Annotated in this window: 11 protein-coding genes; 2 read left to right on the top strand and 9 right to left on the bottom strand. The window is 32.2% G+C overall.

Features of this window, described 5'->3' with window-relative positions; translation table 11 throughout:
• Positions 1-80: 80 nt before the first annotated feature.
• The 6 genes from CVD18_RS06715 to CVD18_RS06690 all read right to left on the bottom strand — a co-directional run bounded on the left by CVD18_RS06715 (position 81) and on the right by CVD18_RS06690 (position 6,796).
• Positions 81-1,163: a bifunctional 3-deoxy-7-phosphoheptulonate synthase/chorismate mutase type II gene (locus tag CVD18_RS06715; RefSeq protein ID WP_103864679.1), complete on the bottom strand. Its 1,083-nt coding sequence runs from the start codon at positions 1,161-1,163 to the stop codon at positions 81-83.
• A 54-nt stretch (positions 1,164-1,217) separates the two neighbouring features.
• Positions 1,218-2,066, bottom strand: coding sequence for a prephenate dehydrogenase (locus CVD18_RS06710; RefSeq protein ID WP_103864678.1), 849 nt, complete (start codon positions 2,064-2,066; stop codon positions 1,218-1,220).
• A gap of 5 nt (positions 2,067-2,071) precedes the next feature.
• The gene (locus tag CVD18_RS06705) at positions 2,072-3,271 is read right to left on the bottom strand and encodes a pyridoxal phosphate-dependent aminotransferase (protein ID WP_103864677.1); all 1,200 of its coding nucleotides are present in this window, start codon (positions 3,269-3,271) and stop codon (positions 2,072-2,074) included.
• Entirely contained in the window at positions 3,268-4,095 is an 828-nt protein-coding gene (locus CVD18_RS06700) for a prephenate dehydratase (RefSeq protein WP_103864676.1), read from the bottom strand. Before CVD18_RS06700 ends, CVD18_RS06705 begins: the two co-directional genes overlap by 4 nt.
• Before the next feature lie 481 nt (positions 4,096-4,576).
• A complete protein-coding gene (kbl, locus tag CVD18_RS06695) occupies positions 4,577-5,764 on the bottom strand; it encodes a glycine C-acetyltransferase (protein WP_103864675.1) in 1,188 nt (395 codons plus the stop codon).
• Between the two features lie 57 nt (positions 5,765-5,821).
• Positions 5,822-6,796 (bottom strand): NAD-dependent epimerase/dehydratase family protein, encoded by a 975-nt coding sequence (locus CVD18_RS06690; protein WP_103864674.1) that lies wholly within the window; start codon positions 6,794-6,796, stop codon positions 5,822-5,824.
• A gap of 188 nt (positions 6,797-6,984) precedes the next feature.
• On the opposite strand from CVD18_RS06690, the gene CVD18_RS06685 reads away from it, so the two are divergent.
• Complete coding sequence (locus tag CVD18_RS06685; protein ID WP_103864673.1) at positions 6,985-7,446, top strand: Lrp/AsnC family transcriptional regulator; 462 nt, start codon at positions 6,985-6,987, stop codon at positions 7,444-7,446.
• Positions 7,447-7,489: 43 nt separating this feature from the next.
• Here the strand turns inward: CVD18_RS06685 and CVD18_RS06680 are convergent, their stop codons facing one another.
• Complete coding sequence (locus CVD18_RS06680) at positions 7,490-8,368, bottom strand: carboxypeptidase-like regulatory domain-containing protein (RefSeq protein ID WP_103864672.1); 879 nt, start codon at positions 8,366-8,368, stop codon at positions 7,490-7,492.
• 192 nt (positions 8,369-8,560) lie between these two features.
• Here CVD18_RS06680 and gldA point away from each other — a divergent pair, with 192 nt between their 5' ends.
• Positions 8,561-9,463 carry a gliding motility-associated ABC transporter ATP-binding subunit GldA gene (gene gldA, locus CVD18_RS06675; protein WP_103864671.1) on the top strand — a complete coding sequence of 301 codons (903 nt, stop codon included), beginning with the start codon at positions 8,561-8,563 and terminating at the stop codon, positions 9,461-9,463.
• A 47-nt stretch (positions 9,464-9,510) separates the two neighbouring features.
• Here gldA and CVD18_RS06670 read toward each other — a convergent pair whose 3' ends face one another.
• Entirely contained in the window at positions 9,511-9,915 is a 405-nt protein-coding gene (locus CVD18_RS06670; protein ID WP_103864670.1) for a response regulator, read from the bottom strand.
• Complete coding sequence (locus tag CVD18_RS06665; RefSeq protein ID WP_103864669.1) at positions 9,902-12,631, bottom strand: PAS domain S-box protein; 2,730 nt, start codon at positions 12,629-12,631, stop codon at positions 9,902-9,904. Before CVD18_RS06665 ends, CVD18_RS06670 begins: the two co-directional genes overlap by 14 nt.
• Positions 12,632-12,921 lie beyond the last annotated feature (290 nt).

The following is a 12,921-nucleotide window of genomic DNA, read 5'->3' as shown; positions in this document are numbered from 1 at the left end:
CTATATAAAACAATCTGTTTTTTTTATAAAATCATATAAAAAAGTCACCTGCAAAAAATAACAAGTGACTTTTTAAAAAGTTATCCTCTTGCTACTTTTTTTTGATGGTTAATCGATTCTTGGTGAATTGCTTTATAAATACGAAGTATAAATTCTTCACTTAATCCATTTTCTTCACCTTCCAGAATCATTCTTCCTAGTATTTCATTCCAACGTTTTGATTGCAAAATCGCTACATTTTGTTTTGCTTTCACTTTTCCTATATCATCAGAAATTTTCATTCTTTTTGACAAAGTTTCTAGCAATTGATTATCTGCAATATCAATTTTGGCTCTCAGTTCCTTAAGCGCTGCTTGATATGCTTCGTCTACTCCAACTTCTTTACGGATTTTTAAATCCTTCATATATTGAATCAACGTTTCTGGTGTAATCTGCTGCTTAGCATCACTCCATGCTTTATCTGGATCATAATGTGTTTCTACAATCAATCCATCAAAATTAAGATCCAATGCTGTCTGAGATAGATCAAAAATCAAATCTCTTCTTCCTGCAATATGAGATGGATCTAATATCAATGGTAAATCAGGAAAACGATTTTGCAAATCAATAGGAATCTGCCATTCTGGGATATTACGATACTTTGTTTTTTCGTAGGTAGAAAACCCTCTATGAATCACTCCCAAATTCTTAACATTTGCTGTGTAAAAACGCTCGACAGCTCCTAACCAAAGTGATAAATCGGGGTTAATCGGATTTTTTATTAATACAGGATTATCAATTCCTTTACAGGCATCTGCTATATCTTGAACAATAAATGGAGATACTGTACTTCTAGCTCCAATCCACAACACATCAACTCCATGCTTCAAGGCTAATTCTACGTGATGTGGGTTTGCTACTTCTGTAGCGATTTTCATTCCAGTTTCTTCTTTGGCTCTTTGTAGCCATTTTAACCCTAAAGCTCCAACTCCCTCAAAATTACCAGGTCTTGTTCTTGGTTTCCAGATCCCTGCTCGCAATACGGTAGCATCAGACTCTTTTAACTGATGTGCTATTTTGACCACCTGATCCTCAGTCTCTGCACTACAAGGACCTCCTATTACTAAAGGATGCTCTAAATTGTAATCATCAAGCCAGTTTCTAAGTTCTTTCTTATTCTCCATTTTATTCGATATTATCTATATTTAGTTCTTATAAAAGTTCAAGTTATTGTTCTGTTAAACGATGCCTTTCAGAATTGTTTTTATATGGTTTGTATTTTCCATTTCTTTATAAATTGCAGAAAAATCATCCTTTTCTATCAATTCTTTAAATTGTGTTAAATTTATTATATACTCTTCTAGTGTTTCTATTACATTTTCTTTGTTGTGCTTGAAAATTGGAGCCCACATGGCAGGAGAGCTTTTTGCCAAACGCACGGTGGATGCAAAACCACTACCTGCCATATCAAAAATATCTCTTTCGTTTTTTTCTTTTTCAATTACAGTTTTACCCAACATAAAAGAACTTATATGTGATAAATGAGAAACGTATGCTATATGCTTATCGTGTGATCCTGGATCCATATATCTAATTCGCATTCCTAATCTTGAAAAAATCTCCATCCCTCTCTCTTGTAACTTGAATGCCGTTTTCTCTACCTCACATATAATATTGGTTTTCCCTCTATATAAATTTGCTATAGCGGCTTGCGGTCCTGAAAACTCAGTACCCGCGATTGGATGTACTGCTAAATAATTTCTTCTTTTCTTATGATCACTAATAGTATTGCACAATTTTTTCTTGGTTGAACCAGCATCAAAAACCAAACAATTATCGGGTACCTTATCAAGAATAGATGGTAATATTTCTACTGTTGCATCTACAGGAATAGCTATTACAACAACATCTGCATTTGCTAGATCATCTATCTTTGACTTATAATCTATAAACCCTAAAGATAATGCATCATCCAGGTGCTTTGTATTATTATCTATACCATAAACTTTTGCTTCATTAAAAGCTGCTTTAATATCTATGGCAAAAGAACCACCTATAAGTCCTATTCCTATTACAAATACATTCATTTTACTTACAACTTATAATTTTGATTGATATTATTTTCTACAAATACCATTTCTTGATTTTTAAATCTGTTTATAGCTTTTCTTATATCCTCTTTGGTCACACATAAAGAAAAACGCACATACCCTTTTCCATTACTTCCAAAAATATCCCCTGGAGCTATAAACACATCATTATCATACAGTATGTTATCAATAAACTCCATCCCGTTTACTTCATTAGGTAGTTTTGCCCATACAAACATTCCTTTTGCTGTTTTATCATAGGTACATCCTAATAAATCTATCAATTCCCACAACAAACTTCTTCTTTCTCTATAAATAGTATTCATTTTTTGATACCAATCATCAGAAATTTGCAATGCTGCAATAGCTCCTTTTTGTATCCCTTGAAACATTCCACTATCCATATTACTTTTCACTTTTAGAATGGCTTCTATTTTATCTGAGCTTCCGCTCACCATACCTACTCGCCATCCTGCCATATTAAAAGTTTTGCTTAACGAGTTTAATTCTAAAACCACATCTTTTGCTCCTTCTACAGACAGAATGCTTAATGGAGTATCATTTAATATAAAGCTATACGGATTATCCATCACCAGTAGAATGCTATGTTTTTTTGCAAAATCAATCATCTCTTTATACATTTCTACATCACCAGAAGCTCCTGTTGGCATATTTGTATAATTAACCCACATAATTTTAACCTCACTTAAATCTTTATTTGAAAGGCTATGAAAATCAGGTTTCCACCCATTATTTTCAATTAAATCATAAGAAACAGATTTTGCTCCTATCAAATTAGCTACCGCTGTATAGGTAGGATATCCTGGATTAGGAACCAAAACCTCATCTCCCACATTAAGATACGCCAAAGAAATATGCATAATCCCTTCTTTTGAACCCATCAGGGGTAAAATCTCATTCTTTGGGTCTAGAGAAACTTTATATTTTGAACTATAGAAATCTGCAATAGCTTCTCTTAATTCTGGCAACCCTTGATAACTTTGGTATTTGTGTGCGCCATCAACAAGAACTGCTTCTTGCATTGCTTGTACAACTTCTTTTGGAGGATCTAAATCAGGACTACCAATTGCCATATTAATAATTGGTTTTCCAGAAGCAATAAGTTCTCTTACTTCTCGTAGTTTTTTAGAAAAATAGTATTCTTCTACTGTTTCTAATCTTTTTGCGGTTTGAATCTTCATCCGTTTTGATTTTTATATTCTCCCAATACCTTTAATTCTAATGCCATTATTCTTAAAATAGACATTGCCTTTTCATAATCTTTATAATTTTCAAAGGTTACATCTACAAAAAAAGAATATTTCCAAGGCATACTTATAACTGGTAGTGACTGAATCTTGGTTAAATTTAATCCACAGTCACTCATTACATTAAGCACAGTAGCTAGACTTCCTTTTTTGTGATCGGTAAGAAATTTTAAAGATGCCTTATTAGCCTTTTTATCTTTTTCTTTTACATCTTCTGTACTAAGAATAAAGAATCGTGTGCTATTTGATTTTATTGTCTGAATTTCTCTTGCTAAAATATCTAATTGATAAATAGTTGCTGCTATTTCTCCTGCTACTGCAGCGACTCCTCTTAATTGTTCTTCACTAATCCTCCTTGCTACATCTGCTGTATCTGCATCCTCTACCAACTTGATATGTGGTTGCCCTCTAAAAAATTCTTTGCATTGCAATAAAGCCATAGGATGAGAATACACTTCTTTTATTTCTGAAATTTTTTGTCCTTTAAGTGCCATTAAACAATGATGAATCGGCAGAAAATACTCTCCTCTAATCTTTAAATCATGTTCATCTATATATGCATAATTAGGTATAATAGATCCTGCGATCGAATTTTCTATTGCCATGACTCCATCTGTACTCTTATGATTCTCTAAGCTATGCACTAATTCTTGAAAAGACATACACTCATTGATATCTACATCTTCTCCAAAATATGCTTGAGCAACTCCGTGATGGTACGAACCTTTTACTCCTTGTATAGCCACTTTCTTTTTCATCTATTAACTTTATTTCAAAAAAAAATCCCGATTTTCATCGGGATTCTAGTTTTATAAATTTCTGCTCATTTATTTACATAGCGATCCCGTTCTTACTTTTAAAGTAAAAGAAGAAAAAATAAAATCGGTTCCAAGTAAATAAATTGCTCATTATTGTTTCAATTATTCTGATGCTAAAGTAGCTAAAACTATTACTACTCAAAATATTTTTTGTTTTTTTTCACACATTAACCAACATTATCATCAAATTTTAAAATTTTCGCCTATATCCATGAACTATTTTAGGTAAATATCTAGATATTCTATGAATCTTCTATTTTTAAACCTACTAACAAACGTTTGTGATTACCAGCATATCAGGTATTTATAAAAAAAAGACTTTATTTTAATAGAAATTTGGCATCAAAAAAATCCACCTCTTTATTTTTTACTTTAAAAACGTAAAAATCTCAATGGTTTTTATAAGCAGCATTGTGACAATTTATAATACATCAAGTTCTTTACCTACTTTAACGAATGCTTTTACTGCTTTTTCTAAATGTTCTCGATCATGCGCAGCTGATAATTGCACTCTAATTCTTGCTTTTCCTTGTGGTACTACTGGATAAAAGAAACCTATTACATAAATCCCTTCTTCTAGCAATTTGGCCGCAAAATTCTGAGCAAGTTTGGCATCATACAACATTACAGGTACTATAGGGTGATCTCCTGCAATAATATCAAATCCAGCAGTAGTCATTTCTGATCTGAAATATTTTGTGTTTTCTTCTAACTTATCTCTAAGTGCTGTAGATGAGCTTAACAAATCTAATACTTTGATAGATGCCCCTACAATTGAAGGGGCAACTGTATTAGAAAACAAATAAGGTCTTGAGCGCTGTCTCAACATCTCTACAATTTCTTTTCTTGCCGCTGTAAACCCTCCAGAAGCACCCCCTAAAGCTTTACCGTAAGTTCCTGTAATAATATCTACACGCCCCATCACATTACGATATTCATGTGTTCCTCTACCCGTTTTTCCTAAGAATCCCGTAGAATGACATTCATCGATCATTACCATAGCTCCATACTGATCAGCCAAATCACAGATTTTATCTAATTGAGCTATTGTTCCATCCATAGAAAATGAACCGTCTGTTACAATAAGAACACGTCTTGATCCTTGTGCAGATTTTAATTGCTTTTCTAGATCTACCATATTATTATGCTCATATCTAAAGCGCTTTGCTTTACACAATCTTACACCGTCAATAATAGATGCATGATTCAACGCATCTGAAATAATAGCATCTTCTGCTCCAAGAATAGGTTCAAACACACCTCCATTTGCATCAAACGCAGCGGCATACAGAATACAATCTTCCATCTCTAGAAAATCAGCTGTTTTCTGCTCTAATTCTTTATGAATATCTTGAGTCCCACATATAAATCGCACCGAAGATAACCCATACCCATGAGAATCTATCGCTTTCTTACCTGCTTCAATCACTTCTGGGTGTGATGACAATCCTAAATAATTGTTTGCGCAAAAATTTAATACACCTGTTGCATTTGTAGTATTAATACATGCCCCTTGTGGAGTTGTAATTATTCTTTCAGATTTATACAATCCTTCGGACACAATCTGATCTAATTCTTTTTGTAAATCGTCTTTTATATTTGAGAACATATTACTTATTTTTTTCTTTGTTGTTACGTTATTATTTATACAGATACATTCATCTTATTACGACTTCGCAGTCTCTAAATTTTTTGATCCTGCCGCATATTTTTCTTTTAATTTTTGAATCATAGTAGCAGTAATAGATGTAAGATCAAATTCTGGTTTCCAACCCCAGTCATTCATTGCCGATGTATCATCAATTGAGTTTGGCCATCGATCAGCAATTTCTTGCCTAAAATCAGGCTCATATGCAATTTGAAAATCTGGATATAATTTACGAATTTCTTGCACTACTTCTGCAGGAGAGAAACTAATTCCCCCAATATTATATGAAGTTCTAACTTTTATATCTTCTTTGGGCGCATCCATCAATTCTATAGTTGCTCGTATCGCATCTTCCATAAAAATCATTGGCAAGGTAGCATCTTCTTTTAAGAAACAACTAAATTTTTCTTCCAGAACTGCTTTGTGATATATATCTACTGCATAATCTGTGGTACCACCTCCTGGTAATGACTGATATCCAATCACTCCTGGATAACGGATAGACCTAACATCAAGACCATATCTCATAAAGTAATATTGAGCCCAATTTTCTCCTGCCGCTTTACTGATACCATATACCGTGGCTGGATCTAAGTATGCATTATTTGGAGTGTCATTAAGTGGTGCTCCTTCTCCAAAAACGGCTATTGAACTTGGAAAAAACACTTTATCAATATTGTGTAACCTTGAAATTTCAAGAACATTAAACAATGTTTTCATATTAATATCCCAAGTTCTCAAAGGGGTTTCTTCTCCTTTTGCAGAAAGAATTGCTGCCAGATGATAAATCTGAGTTACTTGGTATTGAACTACCACTTCTTTTATTCTATTTATATCTGTAGCATCTATCGTTTCAAAAATGCCTTTATAATTATCCTTTGGCCTTAAATCAGAAGCTATTACATTAGATTCTCCAAATTTCTCTCTTAAAGACTGTGTTAACACAGATCCTAATTGACCATTTGCTCCTATTACTAAAACAATCGTTTTCATATATTCTGTCCTCTCATTAACATTTCAACACAAAAGTGTTATTTGCTACGCAAAATACAAAACATAACTTTTACAGCCATAATCACAAAATAATTAAGCAATAATTACTACCCACCATCATTATTTCAGCTATATTTACTTAATACAATATCAAAATCTTAATTTTAAAGTAATTTTTTTGAAGCCTTATGGAGCAATTGGATCATACAGACATAACCATTCTTAGACTTCTACAACAGGACTCTAAGAAAACTGCAAAAGAAATCGCTACAATTCTTAACCTCACACCTTCTCCTGTTTACGAACGTATTCGCAGACTAGAGAAACAAGGGTTTATCAAAAAATATGTTGCTATTTTGGATAAAAAATTGATTGATCGCTCGATCACTACTATTTGCCAGGTTTCTATGCGATATCACAATGAGGCTTTTATAGAAAAATTTGAAGAACAAATTCAAAACCTACGAGAAGTACAGGAATGTTATCATATGGCTGGCCAAGTAGATTTTGTATTAAAAATTCACACCAAAAGCCTTGAAGATTATCATGATTTTGTAAAAACTAAACTTTCTAAAATAGAAAACATCGGGGTATTGAATAGCACTTTTGTTATTAAGGAAATTAAACACACCTCTGAGTTTTATATTTGATTGAGTAAAATACTCTATCTCAACCTAAACAGTTAAAAAAAGGTTATTTTTTCTGAAAAACATGGGTTATATCATACATGATTTGACCTAATCTTGTTCGTTCTATCTCTCCATTTCTAATCTGTATTCTTCTTACTCTTTTAGCTTCTTGTTGCTCTTTATATTTTCTTATATAAAATTTCTTATTATTTTCTCTTCTAAATTCTCTTTTTCTCTTTTCTTCTAGTTCCTCAGGAGTATAAGGGTATGGCTGATCAATTCCAGAAACAGGATGTATAACAATATCCCCCATTAACTCTTCATGATCTTCTACAAGAGTTATATCATATTCTGATTTATCTGAGACTTGTATTTCTAATATCTTATACCCTATATAGCTTATTTGTAATACATCGTTCTTTGTTGCTTTTAAGGCAAAAACGCCATCAAAATCTGATTGTACTACTATACCTTTTCCTTTTATACTAATAAGTACTCCAGGAAGGGGAAATCCTTGTTCATCCACTATAGTCCCAGAAACAGTACGTTCATTTAGAATAGATGTTGCTACCTTTCCTTTTACATGAGTTGGATAATCTGAAACTACATCTATCTGAGCTTGTTTTATTGGCTCTTCTTGCGCGTTTGTTTCATTTGTACCTAAAACCAAAAAAGAAAATATTCCTGAGGCGATATATGATCGATAATTATTTTTCTCTTTTCTACTATACGCCAATTCGCGACCCAATTGTGAATTCTTAAAACGTCCACAAATATTATTATTTCCCTCAAACTTTTTTATAATCTGCTCATCAGTCTTAGCTGTAAAATCATATACAGTTTTTGCACATACCTTACAGTGTTTTCCCTTTTCTTCTGATGTCATTTTACCCCAGTCCTCATGACATGGTTTTGGAATATCTATTACTATTGCTTTTCTCATATAGTAAATATGCGTTATATATCGAATTTATAAAACTTGTATTGAGTAAAGTAATCATATGAATGAGTAAATAACCATAAAAATTATAATAGAATCAAACTTGGTATGCCTATTTTTTTTGAAAATTGTCATACTATACATATAATGAATTGTGTACTTTTGATTCATAACAGATTTTATATACTTCATACTATGTCAATTTCAGTATCTAACGTTTCTAAGTTTTACAATAACCAAAAAGCGCTTAATGCAATTTCTTTTGAAATAAAAAAAGGAGAGATTGTTGGTTTTTTGGGGCCTAATGGAGCTGGAAAATCTACTATGATGAAAATCCTTACTACTTTTCTTGATCCAACAGAAGGTAGTGCATTGGTCAATGATTTTGACATCCACTCTCAATCTATCGATGTAAGGAAAAGCATAGGCTATCTCCCAGAACACAACCCTTTGTATCAAGAAATGTATGTTCGAGAATATTTATTGTTTAATGCTGATGTATATAAAATCACAAAATCTAGAATTGAAGAAGTTATCTCATTGACTGGATTAACTCCTGAAGCTAATAAAAAAATTAGCCAATTATCTAAGGGATATCGCCAGCGAGTTGGACTTGCTTGCGCGCTACTTCATGACCCTCAGGTTTTGATTTTGGATGAGCCTACAACAGGTCTTGACCCTAATCAGTTGGTAGAAATCAGAGAGCTAATAAAATCTATCGGCACCCAAAAAACAGTATTTTTATCTACTCACATTATGCAGGAGGTTGAGGCTATGTGTGATCGTGTTATTATTATCAATAAAGGAGAAATTGTTGCAGACAAACTACTTAATGAAATAGCAGATACTACAGAACAAATTATTCAGGTAGAATTTGATTATCGAGTTGAAGAAGCTTTTTTAAAAAAACTCCCTCATGTTGATAGTGTTGAAAATCTTGTGGGTTTTGTATATCAAATCGTTTTTGACACCCAAACAGATATGCGTCCTGTTGTTTTTGATTTTGCTCACGATCATGATTTAAAAATATTACAGCTTTCTAGAAAGAATAAAAATCTAGAAAGCTTATTTAGAGAACTTACCAGTCCTTCTGCCTAAAAAAAACAGACACCATATATTTTTATTCTCTTTTAAGAAACAGTCAATTAGCTTGCTTTTTCTATATCACGTAAAATTTCTTTAAGTTTCTCTACAGAGATTGGCTTAACGATATAATCACTTACGCTTTCAAAAGATTTAGCTCTTAGAATATCTTCGGGATCTATAGATGAAGAAACTACATAGATAATTATTTTCTTATCGCATGGAACATTCATAAATTCTTCTAGAAATTGAATTCCATCAAGTACAGGCATATTTAAATCCAACAAAATAACATCTGGCAACTTTTTGTTTGCTGAGATAATTGCTTTTAAATTATTCAATGCTTCTTCTCCATTCCTAAAGACCATAAAACCATTGCAAAAATCAACAAGTTCCATTATTTTTTTTACTCCAAATACAAAAATTGGATCATCATCAATAATACAAGCTATATCAATTTTTCTCATATTTCATATATATTTTAAAGGTAGTTCCTTTATTTACTTTACTTTCTACTTCTATTTTACCTCCCATTGCCTCGACTTGATTTTTTGTTATAAACAACCCTATCCCTCGAGCTTCTTTATTATTATGAAAGGTCTTATACATACCAAATAGTTTAGCTTGGTGTTTTTTTAGATCAATACCTAGTCCATTGTCTTTTATACTCAAAATTACATAATCACCTTTTACATTTGTACTAAGAGTAACATAACTATCTCTCTCTTGAGAACTATATTTTATTCCGTTGGTAATAAAGTTAAGTAGAATACTATCTAAATAGGCCGGAATTCCTAATATATTCAACTTAGGTGTTGTTACATTATTTATAACCACTTTAGTTTCTTTTGCAATGGCAGAAACACTGTCTAATGCTTTATTAATAGCATCATGTAAATTTAATCCTACCAAGTTTTCATCAACAGAGGTATTCATCAAAACTACTTCATTTAGATGCACGATGGTTTCGGTAAGATTATCAGATGCTGTCTTAAACAATTTAATAATCTCATTTTCTTTTGCTTCTGGATTCTCCTGCACAAACAGATCCAATAACATTTGAAAGTTTCCTGAATGAGATTTTAAGTTATGAGACACTATATGCGCAAAGTTCCTAAGCCTTTTATTTTGATCTTCTGCTACTGACAACCAAGATTTTAAATCTTTTTCTACTTTTTTTATTTCACTAATATCTGCAGCTACTCCAAGATACCCTGTAATCTCATTATTATCTTTTATTGCAGAGAGAGTCACTTGCACAGGAAAACTAGTACCATCTTTTCTTACGTGAGTCCACTCTTTGGTATCATATTCTTCTTTATTAGGCATTGTCGTAAAAACCTCAAATCCTCTAATTTTTTTACCTAATTGAAATGACAATTCTTTTTCTCTTTGCTCTATTTCTTCTTTTTGATGGAATAACAACAAAGATTTCTTAAACATAACTTCATCTCTATCATATCCCAATAAATTCTCTGCTCCTTTATTAAAAGTAGTTATTACCCCATCACAATCTATACCTATTATACTTACTTGGGTTATATCATCAATAATACTTTTTAGCTCTCCTACAGTTTTTTGAAGTTTTTGTCTAGCTAATATCTTATGGCTTATATCTGCTATCTGAGCAATAAAATATAATGGCTTATTATACTCGTCTTTGACAACAGAAACCGATAAGTTTATATGGATAATAAATCCTTCTTTATGGAAACATCTTTCCTCCATATTACTATACACCTTTTCTCCTTTGAAAAGCTTTCTAAACTCTTTATCACTTTTAGTCAAATCATCAGGATGGATAACATCTTTGAATGCTAGTTGTGTTAATTCTTCATAAGAATATCCAAGAATTTCACATAGTTTATAATTTACTTTTGTAAAATGTCCTCCTTTATCCAGCATTACCATTCCTATAGCTGCATTTTCAAAATTTCTTCTAAACAATTCCTCACTAATACGTAGTCTAATCTCTGTTTCTTTGACTCGTGTAATATCGGCAGTATGCATTATAACTCCCCCTATTGTATTCTCATCGGTATACCAAGGTCGCAGCTCCCATGTAAGCCATTGTATCGAACCATCTGATCTTTCAAAACGATCTTCTTCACTTTTTAAGACTTTCCCTTCCAGACATTTTTCATAATTATCTATCCATTTTTTACTAGTTTCAGGAAAAATATCATAGTGTGATTTCCCTATCACATCACTATCTTTTATATTATAATCCTCATACCATTTCTGCGAAACTGCTAAATACTTCATTTCTGTATCAAACATTGCAATGGCACTTGGAGCTTGTTGTATGAATAGCTTATTTTTTTCTAAATCTTTTTTACGTTTGGTTATTTCTTGATTCGATCCAATCATCCATTCAGGGTTTCCTTCTGAATCCCAGCTCACTACTTTTCCTCTATTAAGAACCCAAATCCACTTACCGTTCTTATGTTTCATACGAGATTCACATTCATACAGAGGTATTTTACCAGAAAAATGTTCTTGCAAAAGTTGATTCGATTTCTCTAAATCTTCTGGATGAGAAGCTTTTATTAATGTATTGATTGAGACTGGCTCTAACTCTAACAGTGTATATCCTGCAATATTAGCCCATCTCTCATTAAAAATAGTTTCTCCTGTTTTTACATTCCATTCCCAAGTACCCAAATTAGTCGCCTCTATAACATGCTGATAACGGTCTACTTGTCTTTTTAATCGTATTTCTACTTTTTTTAATTTGGTGATATCTGTATGAGCTCCCAACATACGAATTGGCTTACCATTCTCATCCCGTATTGCCAACCCTCTACAATGAATCCAAACTGTATGCCCTAATTTATGTGTATATCTTACGATTTGATCATATGGGTGAGAAGGGTCTTTACAATGTCTGGTAAAATTACCAAACACCACTTTTAGATCTTCTTGATTGATTATATCTTGCCATGCAGAGGCATTATGTGGCATTTCTTCTGGGTTATACCCAAGAGTAGTCCAAAATTTGGAATTCATCCATTCGTTCTCTGGATTATCTAAATCCCAAAACCATAACCCATCTAAACTTGATTTCTGTATAAAATCAAAAATATAATCATCTTTTTTGATAAGTGCATAAAGCTCTTCTTTAAGATAATTCTCTTTTACCTTATCAAAATTACGCGTCTTATCAGATTCATTCCGAATCATTCTTAATCATTTTTTAAATATGAAGTTTGGGATAGAAATTTGTTCTAATATAAAGTTAGACATTAATTCTAATAAAAAAGGTTTAATTACCACAAAATTTTTACGGCATCACCTTGTCAATCAAATATTTATATTTAAAAAACGCTCTAGTCTATAATTGCTATTATTCGTATCTTTAATTCATGGATTTAGAAAAGATAAAAGTTGAAATAGGTAAGTTATCCATTGAAGATCAGGCTTTATTGGCGGCAGAACTTGAGAAATTGACTTTGAAAGGAAGTCCCGCAGTT

The organism is Aquimarina sp. I32.4 (genome assembly GCF_002924285.1).
GTDB lineage: Bacteria > Bacteroidota > Bacteroidia > Flavobacteriales > Flavobacteriaceae > Aquimarina.
The sequence above is the reverse complement of the archived record's forward strand: the minus strand, read 5'-3'. Positions and strand labels throughout refer to the sequence as shown.